Origin of the sequence: Streptomyces sp. f51 (genome assembly GCF_037940415.1) — a bacterium.
GTDB lineage: Bacteria > Actinomycetota > Actinomycetes > Streptomycetales > Streptomycetaceae > Streptomyces.
In genome coordinates this window covers 5196332-5212317 of record NZ_CP149798.1, presented here as the reverse complement: position 1 = coordinate 5212317, position 15986 = coordinate 5196332, and the positions used below count along the sequence as shown (strand labels likewise).

The 15986-nt window shown below is 72.1% G+C and carries 8 protein-coding genes; 6 read left to right on the top strand and 2 right to left on the bottom strand.

The window, feature by feature from the left end; all coding sequences use genetic code 11:
* The first annotated feature begins 24 nt into the window (after positions 1-24).
* Positions 25-525, top strand: coding sequence for a DUF1990 domain-containing protein (locus WJM95_RS22845; RefSeq protein WP_339131642.1), 501 nt, complete (start codon positions 25-27; stop codon positions 523-525).
* 141 nt (positions 526-666) lie between these two features.
* Here the strand turns inward: WJM95_RS22845 and glgP are convergent, their stop codons facing one another.
* Positions 667-3285 (bottom strand): alpha-glucan family phosphorylase, encoded by a 2619-nt coding sequence (gene glgP / locus WJM95_RS22840; RefSeq protein WP_339131640.1) that lies wholly within the window; start codon positions 3283-3285, stop codon positions 667-669.
* 329 nt (positions 3286-3614) lie between these two features.
* Here glgP and WJM95_RS22835 point away from each other — a divergent pair, with 329 nt between their 5' ends.
* The 5 genes from WJM95_RS22835 to glgB all read left to right on the top strand — a co-directional run bounded on the left by WJM95_RS22835 (position 3615) and on the right by glgB (position 13543).
* A complete protein-coding gene (locus tag WJM95_RS22835; protein WP_339131638.1) occupies positions 3615-4844 on the top strand; it encodes a S8 family peptidase in 1230 nt (409 codons plus the stop codon).
* Between the two features lie 844 nt (positions 4845-5688).
* Positions 5689-7686, top strand: coding sequence for an alpha-1,4-glucan--maltose-1-phosphate maltosyltransferase (locus tag WJM95_RS22830; protein WP_339135782.1), 1998 nt, complete (start codon positions 5689-5691; stop codon positions 7684-7686).
* Positions 7683-9404 carry a maltose alpha-D-glucosyltransferase gene (treS, locus tag WJM95_RS22825; protein ID WP_339131636.1) on the top strand — a complete coding sequence of 574 codons (1722 nt, stop codon included), beginning with the start codon at positions 7683-7685 and terminating at the stop codon, positions 9402-9404. The genes WJM95_RS22830 and treS overlap by 4 nt, the downstream gene beginning before the upstream one ends.
* A 262-nt stretch (positions 9405-9666) precedes the next feature.
* A complete protein-coding gene (locus WJM95_RS22820) occupies positions 9667-11073 on the top strand; it encodes a maltokinase (RefSeq protein WP_339131634.1) in 1407 nt (468 codons plus the stop codon).
* A gap of 46 nt (positions 11074-11119) precedes the next feature.
* A complete protein-coding gene (glgB, locus tag WJM95_RS22815; RefSeq protein ID WP_339131632.1) occupies positions 11120-13543 on the top strand; it encodes a 1,4-alpha-glucan branching enzyme in 2424 nt (807 codons plus the stop codon).
* A 54-nt stretch (positions 13544-13597) separates the two neighbouring features.
* Here glgB and WJM95_RS22810 read toward each other — a convergent pair whose 3' ends face one another.
* The gene (locus tag WJM95_RS22810) at positions 13598-15853 is read right to left on the bottom strand and encodes a UvrD-helicase domain-containing protein (RefSeq protein ID WP_339135780.1); all 2256 of its coding nucleotides are present in this window, start codon (positions 15851-15853) and stop codon (positions 13598-13600) included.
* Positions 15854-15986 lie beyond the last annotated feature (133 nt).

Below are 15986 nucleotides of genomic sequence, written 5' to 3'. Positions count from 1 at the left end.
GGGTGCCGCCCTACGCTTGCCCCCATGCCCTACACGTACGAGGACGTGGGCGCGACCCGCGAGGACCGCTGCCCCCCGGGCTTCCACCGACTGCACGTCCGCTCCCGCATCGGCGAGGGCGAGGCCGTCTTCCGGCGCGCCTCCGAGGCCCTGATGACCTGGGAACTGCACCGGGCCATGGGGATCGGCATGGTCTGCGACGCCGGCAAGGCGGCGCCGGGCGTCGACGTCACGGTCGCGATCGGCCCGATCAAGGCCCCCTGCCGGGTCGTCTGGACCGCCGAGGAACCGCGGCGCACCGCGTGGGCCTACGGAACCCTTTCCGGTCATCCCGAGTGCGGCGAGGAGGCCTTCGTGGTCTCCCGCACCGGTGACGGCACCGTCTGGCTGACGGTCAGCGCCTTCAGCCGGGCGGCCAAGTGGTACGCCCGCGCGGGCGGCGCGGCCACGCGCGGCCTCCAGCGCGTCTACGCCCAGCGCTGCGGCAAGGTGCTCAGACGCCTGTGCGCGGGGCTCGACGACTGAGGCACCCCGCGCGCACCGCCCGGGACCGGCCGACGCGGCGGGGGTGACCCGTCGTCAACGGGCCACCCCCTCTTCGTACGCGGACGGGGTGAGCCGTCGTGCACGGCTCACCCCTTCTCGTGCCGGTCGGGTCGTCGCCTCTCAGCGCATCAGCAGACCCGCGCCCTCCCCCGTCTCCTCCGAGGGCACCGCCACCAGGCCCAGTTCCGCGCCGGAGGCCAGCAGGCGGTGGGACGGCAGGATCCGGACGGTGTAGCCGAAGGAGCCGGTGCGGTCGAGGGACAGCGGGCCCTCGTACGCCCAGCGGCCCTCCAGGTCCGGTCCGCCGCCCGGCTTCAGCGGGACACAGACCGCGTCCGCGATCCGGTCGTCGGTGTCGACCCGGCCCGCGACCGCCTGCACCTCCACGTCCTCCGGGGCGAGCTCGCCGAGGCGTACGCGGACGCGCAGCGACAGCGTGGTGCCCAGCTCGGCCGTCGTGGTCGCCGAGGACGCCTCGACGTGATCGACGGTGATCCGCGGCCAGGCCGCACGGACCCGTGCCTTCCAGGCGGCCAGTTCGGTGGCCGCCTCGGCGGTCAGGGAACGGTGGGCGTGGGCCGCGGGCGCGTACAGGCGCTCCACGTACTCGCGCACCATCCGGCCCGCGAGGACCTTCGGACCGAGTTGGGTCAGCGTCCGGCGGACCATCTCGATCCACCGGTCGGGCAGGTCCTCCTGGCCGCGCTCGTAGAAGCGGGGGGCCACCCGCTGTTCGAGCAGGTCGTACAGGGCGCCGGCCTCCAGCTCGTCCCGCCGGTCGTCGTCGGTCGCGGTGCCGTCGGCGGTCGGGATGGCCCAGCCGAAGTCGGGCTGGAACCACTCGTCCCACCAGCCGTCCAGGACGGAGAGGTTGAGACAGCCGTTGAGCGCGGCCTTCATCCCGCTCGTGCCGCACGCCTCCAGCGGGCGCAGCGGGTTGTTGAGCCAGATGTCGCAGCCCGGGTAGAGCTTCTGCGCCATCGCCATGCCGTAGTCGGGCAGGAAGACGATCCGGTGGCGCACACGGGGGTCGTCCGCGAACCGGACCAGCTCCTGGATGAGCCGCTTCCCGCCGTCGTCCGCGGGGTGCGCCTTGCCGGCGACGACGATCTGCACCGGCCGCTCGGGGTGCAGCAGCAGGTCCATGAGCCGGTCGCGGTCGTTCAGCATGAGGGTCAGCCGTTTGTACGAGGGGACCCGGCGCGCGAAGCCGATGGTGAGGACGTCGGGGTCGAGCACGCCGTCGATCCAGCCGAGTTCGGCCGTGCCGGCGCCGCGCTGGCGCCAGGACGCCCGCAGCCGGTCCCGTACCTCCACCACCAGTTGTTCGCGCAGCACCCTGCGCAGGTCCCAGATCTCCTGGTCGGCGATCTCGGCCACGGCGTCCCAGCGGTCCGAGCCGCCGACGGTCAGCGCGTCCTCGGTGCGCTGCGCGCCGACCTGCCGGGCGCCGAGGCGGAAGACCTCGGGCGCCACCCAGGTCGGGGCGTGGACGCCGTTGGTGACCGAGGTGATCGGCACCTCCTCCGGGTCGAAGCCCGGCCAGAGCCCGGAGAACATCTCCCGGCTGACCTGGCCGTGCAGCAGGGAGACGCCGTTCGCCCGCTGGCCGAGCCGCAGGCCCATCACGGCCATGTTGAAGAGGTTCGGCTCGCCGCCGGGATACGTCTCCATGCCGAGGGCGAGGACGCGTCCCACGTCGATGCGGGGGAGCTCGGCGTCGGCGCCGAAGTGGCGGGCGACCACCTCCCGGTCGAAGCGGTCGATGCCCGCGGGGACCGGGGTGTGGGTGGTGAAGACCGTGCCGGCCCTGACCGCCTCCAGCGCGGAGTCGAAGTCCAGTCCCCGGTCGCCGAGTTCGGCGATCCGCTCCAGGCCGAGGAACCCCGCGTGCCCCTCGTTGGTGTGGAACACCTCGGGCTGCGGGTGCCCGGTCAGCCGGCAGTACGTACGGACCGCCCTGACACCCCCTATGCCGAGCAGCATCTCCTGGAGCAGCCGGTGCTCGCTGCCGCCGCCGTAGAGCCGGTCGGTGACCCCGCGCTCGCCGGCGCCGTTCTCCTCGACGTCGGAGTCGAGCATGAGCAGGGGGACGCGGCCGACCTGGGCCAGCCAGATCCGGGCGCGCAGCGCGCGGCCGCCGGGCAGCGCGAGGGACACCTGGGCGGGCGTGCCGTCCTCCTCGCTCAGCGGCACCACGGGCAGTTCGTTGGGGTCGAGGACCGGGTACTGCTCCTGCTGCCAGCCCTCGCGGGACAGCGACTGGCGGAAGTAGCCGTGCCGGTAGAGCAGGCCCACGCCGATCAGCGGGACACCCAGGTCGCTGGCGGCCTTGAGATGGTCGCCCGCGAGGATGCCGAGGCCCCCCGAGTACTGCGGCAGCGCGGCGGTGAGGCCGAACTCGGGCGAGAAGTAGGCGATGGCGGCGGGCAGGTCGGAGGTCTGTGTCTGGTACCAGCGGTCGCCGCTCATGTACGCGCGCAGGTCGTCGCGGACCTCGGCGAGCCGGTGCAGGAAGCCGCTGTCCGCGGTGAGTTCCGCGAGCCGCCCGGCCGGCACGCTGCCGAGCAGCCGTACGGGGTCGGTGCCGCACTCGGCCCAGCGCTCCGGGTCGACGGACTGGAACAGGTCGCGGGTCCCGGCGTGCCAGGACCAGCGGAGGTTGCGGGCCAGGTCACTGAGCGGGTGAAGGGCTTCGGGGAGAACGGGTCGGACGGTGAATCTGCGGATCGCCTTCACGAATTCCACCTTCACGGAGGACGTACGCGGCTAAGGGACGCACGGCGTTGTGCGGCCTTCGTCACCCACGACGTTAGCGGCGAGGGTGCCTTCGCGACACGGCGCATCGCGGCACGGCCTCCGATCGGAGCCGACCGTGTGACATCGGCGTGAAATCGACGCAACCCTCGCGGACACCTCACGAACGGGATGGCCGATTCCGCCCGCATGGGCGGCCTTGTGGTGCTTCGCACCGCACGAGAGGCTCACCGGGTGACGTACGGCCGGGCCGTGCCCGCAGTGGCCCGCTCCGGCCCCGGTACGTCGAGTTGAGGAGGGGAACTCAGGTCATGGCACGGACGAGGAAGTGGCGTCTGCGCTGGGCGGCGGGTGTCACCGCGGTCATGACGGCCGCGGTGCTTTCGGCCATCGCCCCGCCCGCGCAGGCGGCTCCCGCGGGGCGGATACTCGGCGCGGGGGAGCCCGGGTCCGTCGACGGCAGCTACATCGTGACGCTCAAGGGGGACGGACGGGCTCCGTCGGCGACCGCGGCGACGGCCGTCGCCGCGCGGTACGGAGCGAGAATCAGCCACACCTACGGCACGGTCCTCGACGGCTTCGCCGTGCGGGCCGGCCGAAGAGCGGCCCGGCTGCTCGCCGCGGATCCGCGGGTGGCCTCCGTCGTCCAGGACACCCGGGTCACGCTCGCCGGGGCCACGGACAGCGGCGCGGCGCCGGGCCGCGCCGAGAAGGACCCGCCGTCGTGGGGCCTGGACCGGATCGACCAGAGGGCCCGGCCGCTCGACGGACGGTATACGGCCCCCGGGTCGCAGGGGGCGGGGGTGACCGTCTACGTCATCGACACCGGCATCCGCATCACGCACCGGGATTTCGGGGGCCGGGCGAGCTACGGCTGGGACTTCGTGGACGACGACGCGACGGCGCAGGACGGCAACGGTCACGGCACCCATGTCGCAGGAACGGTCGCCGGAACCTCGTACGGCGTGGCCAAGAGGGCCAGGGTCGTCGCCGTGCGCGTCCTCGACGACCGGGGCGCCGGGTCCACCGCGCAGGTCATCGCGGGCATCGACTGGGTCACCCGGCACGCGAGAAGGCCCGCCGTGGCCAACCTGAGCCTGGGCGGGTACGCCAACGCCCAGCTGGACGCGGCCGTCCGCAACTCCATCGCCTCCGGGGTGACCTACACGGTCGCGGCCGGCAACTACGGGCTGCCCGCCTCGCTCTACTCCCCCGCCCGGGTCGCCCAGGCGCTCACGGTCGGCGCGACCGACCGGAACGACGCGCGGGCGCCCTTCTCGGACACGGGAGCCTCGCTCGACCTCTTCGCGCCGGGGGTGGACATCACGTCGACTTCGTACACCGGCGACATGGCGAGAGCGATCGGTTCCGGTACGTCGATGGCGAGCCCGCACGCGGCCGGGGCGGCGGCGCTGTATCTGGCCGGGCATCCGCGGGCCGCACCGGCCCAGGTGGTGAAAGCGCTGGTGAGACACGCCGTGCCGGGCAAGGTGTCGAACGCGGGCCCCGGTTCGCCGAACAGGCTTCTGAACGTCGGCTGACCCTCGCGCGACGCTGGTGCGACCAGGGTGATTCGGCCACACCGCACCGGCCTCGCCTGCCCGGGAGGAGGCCGGTCTTGTGTGTAGACATACGCGTGAGTAGTTAACAAAGTGCCGGAATGCCCACCCGCATAGGGTGGGAAGGCTCCTCCGGTACGCCCGCAGGCCCCACCTCCCCACACTCATCCGCCCACCCACGTTGACGCGGACAGGAGCGGTCATGCCCGCCACGCACCACACGTCGCCACCCCCGACGACCACCCCCGAAACACCTCCAGCCCGCGCGGCCGGGGACGGGCCCCGTACTCCGGAGAAACCGTCGACCGCACCCGGCGCGTCCGGTTCCGGCGCGCGCCCGGTGGGCGCCGGTGCCTCCGGCCCGCGCACCAGTACGCCCCCGGCCGGTACGCCCGCCCCCGGCACACCTTCGGACGGCACCCCCGCCGTCCCGGAGACGGCGTCCTCGGGCGCGTCCGCCGCGGGGACGCCGGCTCGCCGCGGGGCCGCCGCCGAACCCGGGACCGCCAAGTCCCCCGCCAGGACGGCCAAGACGGCCGCCGCGAAGACGTCCAAGCCGAGCAAGCCGTCCGCCGCGAAGCCGGCCAAGACCTCCAGGCCGGCCGCCGCCAAGACGGTCAAGTCGTCGGCCTCGAAGGCGGCCAAGCCGGGCAGGACGTCGGCCGCGAAGGCGGGGAAGGCCGTCGCGACGCCGGAGAAGACCGCGCCGAAGACGGCCGGGACGGCTCCGAAGGCGGGCCGGGCCGCCGTTCCCGCCACCCGTACCCCCGACGCGGGCGACGGTCCCCTCACCCCGGCCACCGCCCCGGCCACGGCCGTCGGGCGCATCCCCGTCCTGGACGTCCACCCGGTCGTGCAGCAGGGGCGCCGTCCCGCGAAGGCGGTGGTGGGCGAGGAGTTCGAGGTCTCGGCCACGGTCTTCCGCGAGGGCCACGACGCCGTCGCCGCGAATGTCGTCCTGCGCGACCCGGACGGCCGCCCCGGACCCTGGACGCCGATGCGCGAACTGGCTCCCGGCACCGACCGCTGGGGTGCCAGGGTCAGCGCGGGCACGGAGGGCCGCTGGACGTACACGGTGGAGGCCTGGGGCGACCCGGTCAGCACCTGGCGGCATCACGCGGGCATCAAGATCCCGGCCGGTCTCGACACCGAACTGGTGCTGGAGGAGGGCGCCCTGCTGTACGAACGGGCGGCCGCCGGCCTGCCCGAGGGAGCCCGGGGCAGCAGAAGCAGGGACACCGTCCTCGGGGCCGTGGACGCGCTGCGCGACACCGGCCGGCCCGTGGCCTCCCGGCTCGCCGCCGCGCTCACCCCGGAGGTGGACGCCGTGCTCGCGGAGCATCCGCTGCGCGAGCTGGTGACGTCGTCCGAGCCGTTGCCGCTGCTGGTGGAGCGGGAGCGGGCGTTGTTCGGCGCGTGGTACGAGTTCTTCCCGCGTTCGGAGAACGGGCGGGGCGACGCTTCGGAGCACGGTACGTTCCGTACGGCCGCGGGGCGGCTGCCGGCGATCGCGGAGATGGGCTTCGACGTCGTCTACCTCCCGCCGGTCCACCCGATCGGCACCACCCACCGCAAGGGCCCCGACAACACGCTGTCCGCGGGTCCCCAGGACGTGGGGGTGCCCTGGGCGATCGGCTCGCCCGAGGGCGGCCACGACGCGATCCACCCCGCGCTGGGCACCCTGGAGGACTTCGACGCCTTCGTCGCCCGGGCCACGTCCCTGGGCCTGGAGATCGCGCTGGACTTCGCGCTCCAGTGCTCCCCGGACCACCCGTGGGTGGAGAAGCACCCCGAGTGGTTCCACCACCGGCCCGACAACACGATCGCCTACGCCGAGAACCCGCCGAAGAAGTACCAGGACATCTACCCCATCGCCTTCGACCGGGACATGCCAGGACTGGTCCGCGAGACCGTGCGGGTGCTGCGCCACTGGATGGACCACGGAGTACGGATCTTCCGCGTCGACAACCCGCACACCAAACCCGTCGTGTTCTGGGAGCGGGTGATCGCCGACATCAACGGCACCGACCCCGACGTCATCTTCCTGGCCGAGGCCTTCACCCGCCCCGCGATGATGCGCACCCTGGCCGAGATCGGCTTCCAGCAGTCCTACACCTACTTCACCTGGCGCAACACCAAACAGGAACTCACCGAGTACCTCACCGAACTGGCCGGCGACTCCGCCGCCCGCATGCGCCCCAACCTCTTCGTCAACACCCCCGACATCCTCCACGAGTTCCTGCAAACGGGCGGCCGCCCCGCCTTCGAACTCCGCGCCGTCCTCGCCGCCACCCTCTCCCCCACCTGGGGCATCTACAGCGGCTACGAACTCTGCGAGAACACCCCCCTGCGCCCCGGCAGCGAGGAATACCTCCACTCCGAGAAATACCAGCTCCGCCCGCGCGACTGGGAGTCGGCGGAACGGGAGGGCCGGAGCATCGCTCCGCTGGTGCGGGAGCTGAACGCGGTCAGACGGCGGAGTCCCGCGCTGCGCCAACTGCGCGACCTGCACTTCCACCACGCGGACCAGGAGGCGGTGATCGCCTACTCCAAGTCCGTGACCGACGCCCGCGGTTCGAACACGGTTGTGGTGGTGGTCAACCTCGACCCGTACCACACCCAGGAGGCCACGGTCTCGTTGGACATGCCGCAACTCGGCCTGGACTGGCACGAGTCGGTGCCGGTGCGCGACGAGCTCACCGGCGAGACCTACAACTGGGGCAGGACCAACTATGTGCGACTGGAGCCGGGCGTCCGGTCCGCGCACATCCTCACCGTCCTGCGACCGTCCTCACCGCTGATCGGAGGGTCACCCACCACATGATCGTCAACGAGCCCGTCCCGGACACGTTCGAGGACACCCCGGCCAAGGACCGCGATCCCGAGTGGTTCAAACGCGCCGTCTTCTACGAGGTCCTGGTCCGCTCCTTCCAGGACAGCAACGGCGACGGCGTCGGCGACCTCAAGGGCCTGACCGCCAAACTCGACTACCTCCAATGGCTGGGCGTCGACTGCCTCTGGCTGCCCCCCTTCTTCAAGTCACCCCTGCGCGACGGCGGCTACGACGTCTCGGACTACACCGCCGTCCTCCCCGAGTTCGGCGACCTCGCCGACTTCGTCGAGTTCGTCGACGCCGCCCACCAGCGCGGCATGCGCGTGATCATCGACTTCGTCATGAACCACACCAGCGACCAGCACCCGTGGTTCCAGGAGTCCCGCAACGACCCCGACGGCCCCTACGGCGACTACTACGTCTGGGCCGACGACGACAAGCAGTACCAGGACGCCCGGATCATCTTCGTCGACACCGAGGCCTCCAACTGGACCTTCGACCCGGTCCGCAAGCAGTACTACTGGCACCGCTTCTTCTCCCACCAGCCCGACCTCAACTACGAGAACCCCGCCGTCCAGGAGGAGATCATCTCCGCGCTGCGGTTCTGGCTGGATCTCGGGATCGACGGGTTCCGGCTGGACGCGGTGCCGTATCTGTACCAGGTCGAGGGAACCAACTGCGAAAACCTTCCTGCGACCCACGAGTTCCTCAAGCGGGTGCGCAAGGAGATCGACACGCACTACCCGGACACGGTGCTGCTGGCCGAGGCGAACCAGTGGCCCGAGGACGTCGTCGACTACTTCGGCGACTTCCCCTCCGGCGGCGACGAGTGCCACATGGCCTTCCACTTCCCCGTCATGCCCCGCATCTTCATGGCCGTCCGCCGCGAGTCCCGCTACCCCGTCTCCGAGATCCTCGCCAAGACCCCCGCCATCCCCGGCAACTGCCAATGGGGCATCTTCCTGCGCAACCACGACGAGCTCACCCTCGAAATGGTCACCGACGAGGAACGCGACTACATGTACGCCGAATACGCGAAAGACCCGCGTATGCGCGCCAACATCGGCATCCGCCGCCGCCTCGCCCCCCTCCTCGACAACGACCGCAACCAGATCGAACTCTTCACCGCACTCCTGCTCTCCCTCCCCGGCAGCCCGATCCTCTACTACGGCGACGAGATCGGCATGGGCGACAACATCTGGCTCGGCGACCGCGACGCCGTCCGCACCCCCATGCAATGGACCCCCGACCGCAACGCCGGCTTCTCCTCCAGCGACCCCGGCCGCCTCTTCCTCCCCACGATCATGGACCCCGTCTACGGCTACCAGGTCACCAACGTCGAGGCCTCCATGTCCTCGCCCTCCTCGCTGCTCCACTGGACCCGCCGCATGATCGAGATCCGCAAACAGAACAAGGCCTTCGGACTCGGCTCCTACACCGAACTCCCCTCCTCCAACCCCGCCGTCCTCGCCTTCCTGCGGGAGGCGCCCTCGACCGAGGACGAGGGGGACGACGACCTCGTGCTGTGCGTGCACAACTTCTCCCGCTTCGCGCAGCCCACCGAACTGGACCTGCGCGAGTTCAACGGCCGCCACCCCGTCGAACTCATCGGCGGCGTCCGCTTCCCGGCCATCGGAGAACTCCCCTACCTGCTGACCCTCGCGGGCCACGGCTTCTACTGGTTCCGACTCCGGAAGGAAGCCGCCTGACTCCGCACGGGGCGAGTTGAGCGCTTCGGCCGGTGAGCCCCCGCGGAGCGCGCCTAATTCGCGGCGCGCTCCGGGCGGGAGTGAACATCACGAGGGTGTCCAGGTCTGGTGTCACACACCGGGATTGGACACCCTTGTGCCGTGTCCGGAGGAAATCTCCCGGACCCGCTCGACCGAAAAGGCCCCCGGGCGGGGCGGTTTCCACGGCCGTGCCCGGGGCACGCATACGTAACACCCCGACCCCGGGGAAAGGACGCGACCCATGTCGGAAGCCGTCACACGCACCGCACCCCCAGGTCCCGGCCTTCTGGCGTCCCTTGAACCACTGCTGCGCGAATGGCTGCCGCGGCAGCGCTGGTTCGCCGGCAAGGGACGACCGGTCACCGGGCTCTCGCTGGTCACCGCTACCGAGCTGCTGCCACCGAACGGCCCGTTGGGCCTCTACCACCTGCTGGCACGCGCCCACCAGCCACCCGTACCGGGCGCCCCGGCCGTCCCGGGCGACTGCTACCAACTGTTGATCGGCGCACGCGAGGCACTGCCGCCCCGGCTGGCCCCGGCCCTGATCGGGCACCTGACCGAGGGTCCGCTCGCCGGACGCACGGTGTACGAGGCCCTGTCCGACCCCCAGCCCGCCGATGTGCTCCTGGAAGCCCTGCGCTCCCGGGCCCGCATCGGCGTGCTGCGTTTCGAGCGGGACACCGGTCAGGAGATACCGCCCGGTCTCGCACCGCGGATGATCACCGCCGAGCAGTCCAACTCCTCGGTGGTGTACGGGGACACGCTCATCCTCAAGTTACTGCGGCGGATCGTGCCCGGGATCAACCCCGACCTCGAACTGCCGCTGGCCCTGGCCCGTGAGGGCTGCGACCGGGTCCCGGCACCCACCGCCTGGCTCCGGGCGGAACTGTCCGGGCAGTCGTACGTCCTGGGCGTGCTCCAGCCGTTCGTGCGGGGCGCCTGCGACGGCTGGGAACTGGCGCTGCGCGGGCTCGCCAAGGGCGAGGACTTCGCCGCCGAGGCGCGGGCGCTGGGGCGGGCCACCGCCGAAGTGCACACGGCGCTCGCCCGCGCGCTGCCCGTGGTGTCCCTGGGCCACTCCCAGTTGGGGCCGCTGGTCGACGCCATGACCCAGCGCCTGGACGCGGCCGCGCAGGCGGTGCCGCTGCTGCGGCCCCACGCGCCCGGACTGCGCACGGCGTTCGAGGCGCTGGCCGATCTGACCGCCGAGGGGCACACGTGGACGGCCCAGCGCGTCCACGGCGATCTCCACCTAGGCCAGTGTCTGCGCTCCCCCGACGGGCGGTGGTCGCTCATCGACTTCGAGGGCGAACCGTCGAAACCCCTCGCCGAGCGCCGTATGCCCCAGCCCCCGGCCCGCGACATCGCGGGCATGCTCCGTTCCTTCGACTACGCGGCCCACGCCGTGACCCGGCAACCCGGTGCCGCCGGGACGGCGCCGGGGTCCGGCTGGGCCGACAACTGCCGGGCCGCCTACTGCACCGGCTACGCCGAGGTCGGCGGCCTCGACCCCCGTACGGATCCGGTACTGCTGCGGGCCTTCGAGACGGACAAGGCGGTGTACGAGGTCGTGTACGAGGCCCGGCACCGCCCGGACTGGCTCCCGGTTCCGCTGGCGGCGGTACGACGGCTGGCCGCGTCACCCTGATCCCCCCTGCACCGCCCCCGTTCACCCGCCCGAGGAGGCCCCGCCCGTGACGCCCCGCCCCCGGTCCGACGACATCCCGCAGAAGAGCAGCGCCAAGAAACCGCCCGCCGCCACCGGCAGGACGCCTGCCGACAAGACCCCCGCCGAGCCGGTGCCCGCCGGCAGGACGTCCACCGACCGCCCGGCGACGGGGAAGGCGGCCGGGAAGACGGCCGAGGACCGGGACGGCACCGGCGCGACCGGGCCCGTACCGGCCGGGAACGGGCCCGTGCCACCCACCGGCGAGGCCGGTGTCGGTCCCGCGGACCGGCGGCGGCTGCTCGACGGCACGCATCACGATCCGCACGGAGTGCTGGGCGCCCACACGGTCCCGGACGGTGTCGCCTTCCGGGTCTTCCGCCCGTACGCGCTCGGCGTCACCGTCGTCACGGACGAACTGCGCGCCGAGCTGCGCGACGACGGGGACGGCTTCTTCTCGGGGCGGCTGCCGCTGCGCGCGGTCCCGGACGCGTACCGGCTGCTCGTGGCCTACGAGGGGACGGTGGTGGAGACGGAGGACGCGTACCGGTTCCTGCCCGCGCTCGGCGAGCTGGACCTGCATCTGATCGGCGAGGGGCGCCACGAGGAACTGTGGCGGGCGCTCGGCGCCGAGCCGATGGAGCACCAGGGTGTCGCGGGCACGCGCTTCACCGTCTGGGCGCCGAACGCGCGCGGTGTCCGGGTGGCCGGGGGCTTCAACTTCTGGGACGGCACGGGGCATCCGATGCGGTCGCTCGGCTCCTCGGGTGTGTGGGAGCTGTTCGTTCCGGCGGTCGGCGAGGGCGAGCTGTACAAGTTCGACATAGCGCGCCCCGACGGCTCCCGCACCCTGCGCGCCGACCCGATGGCGCGCCGCACCGAGACACCGCCCGCCACGTCGTCGGTCGTCCACGCCTCCCACCACGCGTGGCGGGACGCCGAGTGGATGGGGAAGCGGGCGGAACGGCCGCCCCACGAGGCGCCGTTCTCCGTGTACGAGGTGCATCTCCCCTCCTGGCGGCCGGGCCTGACCTATCGTCAACTCGCCGACCAGCTCCCCGCGTACGTCTCCGACCTCGGGTTCACCCATGTCGAGCTGATGCCCGTCGCCGAGCATCCCTTCGGCGGTTCCTGGGGCTATCAGGTCACGGGGTTCTACGCCCCCACCGCCCGCCTGGGCACCCCCGACGACTTCAAGCACCTCGTCGACGCCCTGCACCGCGCCGGGGTCGGGGTTCTCATGGACTGGGTCCCCGCGCACTTCCCGCGCGACGAGTGGGCGCTCGCCGAGTTCGACGGCCGCCCCCTGTACGAGCACGCCGACCCGCAGCGGGCCGCGCATCCCGACTGGGGCACCCTGGAGTTCGACTACGGCCGCCGTGAGGTCCGCAACTTCCTCGTCGCCAACGCCACCTACTGGTGCGAGGAGTTCCACATCGACGGACTGCGCGTGGACGCCGTCGCCTCCATGCTCTACCTCGACTACTCCCGCGAACCGGGCCAGTGGACGCCCAACGAGCACGGTGGCCGCGAGAACCTGGACGCCGTCGCCTTCCTCCAGGAGATGAACGCGACCGTCTACCGGCGCAACCCCGGGGTCGTCACCGTCGCCGAGGAGTCCACCGCCTGGGACGGTGTCACCCGGGCGACCCATCACACCGGCCCCGGCGGCTTCGGCGGTCTGGGGTTCGGGCTGAAGTGGAACATGGGGTGGATGCACGACTCGCTGGACTACGTGTCGCACGAGCCGGTGCACCGCAAGTACCACCACGACGAGATGACCTTCTCGATGGTGTACGCCTACAGCGAGAACTACGTCCTGCCGATCTCCCACGACGAGGTCGTGCACGGCAAACGTTCGCTCGTGTCCAAGATGCCCGGCGACTGGTGGCAGCAGCGCGCGAACCTGCGTGCCTACCTCGCCTTCATGTGGGCCCACCCCGGCAAGCAACTCCTCTTCATGGGGCAGGAGTTCGCCCAAGGTGCCGAGTGGTCGGAGGCCCACGGACCCGACTGGTGGCTGCTCGACCCGGCCTACGGCGCCGAGGCCGACCACCGCGGGGTCCGGGACCTCGTGCGCGACCTCAACACCGTCTACCGGCACGAACCCGCGCTGTGGGAGCGCGACACCGATCCTTCCGGCTTCGCCTGGATCACCGGAGACTCCGCCGACGACAACGTCTTCGCATTCCTGCGCCACGCGGCCGACGGCACCCCGCTCCTGGCCGTCTCCCACTTCTCCCCCGCCGTCCGCCACGGCTACCGCATCGGCGTCCCCGAGGACATTCCCGCCTGGCGCGAGGTCCTCAACACCGACGACCTGCGCTACGGCGGCAGCGACATCACGGGCGCCGACCCCGTCAAGACGGAACCGACCGGATGGCACGGCCGCGCGGCCAGCGTCCAGCTGACCCTGCCGCCGCTCGCGACGGTGTGGCTGCGTCCGGCCTAGGCCGTGTCCGCTCCGGTCCCCGGTGGCGCGTCCGCCGGGGACCGGGCAGGGCCGTCACACCAGACCGGTGCCCCGCAGCGGGGCGGGCAGTTCACCGGTGTACAGCACGCCCAGCGCCTGGGTGGCCCGGGTCAGTGCCACGTACAGGTCGCTCGTCCCGTACGAGGCCGGCTCGACCACCAGGACGGAGTCGAACTCCAGGCCCTTGGCCTGCCGGGGGTCGAGGAGCACCACCGCGCGGGTGAGATCCGGCTCCGCGCCCGCCGTCACCCCGTCCAGCCGGGCGGCGAGCGCGGTGTGCAGGGGCCGCGGCGCGATCACCGCGAGCCGCCCCTCGGCCGGGGTCAGTTCGGCGACGGCCTTGGCGACCGCGCCGGGCAGATCGTCCCCGGCCTCCCGCGCCCAGGGCCGCACCCCGGTGGACCGGACGGAGCGCGGCGGCTCGAACCCGGGCCGCTCGGCCCGCACCACACCGGCGGCGACGTCCATGATCTCGGACGGGGTGCGGTAGTTGACGCCGAGCCGGGTGTGCTCCCAGCGGTCCTCCACGTACGGGGCGAGGATCTCCTCCCACGATCCGACCCCCGCCGCCTCCGCGGTCTGCGCGGGATCGCCGACGAGCGTCATCGACCGGGTGGGGCTGCGCCGCATCAGCAGCCGCCACGCCATCGGCGACAGCTCCTGCGCCTCGTCGACGATGATGTGGCCGAAGGCCCACGTCCGGTCGGCGGCGGCGCGCTCGGCGGCGCTGCGGTGGTCGTCCTCCTCGTGCCGCCGCGCCATCCGCTCGGCGTCGATGACGTCGTGCGCGGACAGGACCTCGGAGTCCTCCTCGTCCTTGTCCTCGAACTCATAGGTCCGCGAGGCGTAGGAGACGTCCAGCACGCCCTGCGCGTAGGCGATCTGGGTCCGGCGTTCCTGGTCGGCCAGCGCCCGCGCGAGCCGGTCGTCCTCGCCGAGGAGTTCGGCCGCCTCGTCCAGCAGCGGGACGTCCGCGGCGGTCCAGTCGGCGGGACCGGTCAGCGGGCGGTGGATGGCCGCCGCGTCCTCGTCCGGGACGTGGCCGTACGGGTCGGCCAGGAAGTCCGCGACCAGGCGTCGCGGGGTCAGTCTCGGCCACAACTGGTCGATCGCCGACCAGACTTCGGGGTTCTCGGCGAGTTCGTCGCGGATCTGGGTGATGTCGCTCGGGTCGAGGAGGTTGGAGCCGTCGAAGGGGTCCGTGCCGATGCGTTCGGCCAGCATGTCGGTGAGCGTGTTGAGGATGTGGCCCTCGAAGTGCTCGCGGGCCGCGTTGTGGGGCAGGCCGGCCGCGCGGGCGCGTTCCCGGGCGACCCGGACGAGGCCCGCGTCGAGCATCAGGACGTCACGGTCGTGTTCGATCGCGATGACCGGGTCGGGCAGGGCCTGGCGGTCCCGTACGACCCCGGCGAGGACGTCGGCCATGCCGGCGCGGCCCTTCACGGCGGCGGCCCCGGGGGTGTCGGAGGCGGTCGCGTGCACGCCGGGGAAGAGTTCGCCGACGGTCGAGAGCAGCACCCCGGTCTCGCCGAGCGAGGGCAGCACCTCGCCGATGTAGCCGAGGAAGGCGGGGTTGGGGCCGACGATCAGGACGGCCCGCTTGGAGAGCAGCTCGCGGTGCTCGTAGAGCAGGTACGCGGCGCGGTGCAGGGCGACGGCGGTCTTGCCGGTGCCGGGGCCGCCCTCGACGACCATGACGCCCCGGTGCGGGGCACGGATGATCCGGTCCTGCTCGGCCTGGATGGTCTGCACGATGTCGCTCATGCGGCCGGTGCGGGCGGAGTTGAGCGCGGCGAGCAGCACGGCGTCGCCGGTCGGGTCCTCGTGGCCGGTGCGTTCGCGGTCGCCGAGGTCGAGGATCTCGTCGTGCAGGTCGGTGACGTGCCGGCCCGCGGTGCCGATGTGCCGGCGGCGGCGCAGGCCCATCGGGGTGTGGCCGGTGGCCAGGTAGAAGGGGCGGGCGACCGGGGCCCGCCAGTCGATGAGGATCGGGGTGCGCTCGGTGTCGTCGGCGCGGATGCCGATGCGGCCGATGTGGTGGGTGACGCCGGCGGCCGGCCCGCCCTCCACCGGTGACAGGTCGATGCGGCCGAAGCAGAGCGAACCGTCCACGGCGTTGAGCGCGGCCAGCATCCCCGAGCGCTCGGCGACCAGGATGTCCCGTTCGAGCCGGGCCTGCCGGGGCGTGTTGCTCTGGGCGAGCGCGTCCCCGACGGAGGACTCGGTGGCATCGCGCAGGGCGTCCACACGCGCGTACAGCCCGTCGATGAATTCCTGCTCGCTTCGCAGTTCATCGTCGGGGAATTCTGTGTGCGATCCCTTGTTTGACAATTCCACTCCCACCCAGATATACTGCGGCTATCGAACTTCTTCACGTCTTCATTCCTGGAAGTCGTGAATCATTGAATATACGCAGAGAAAT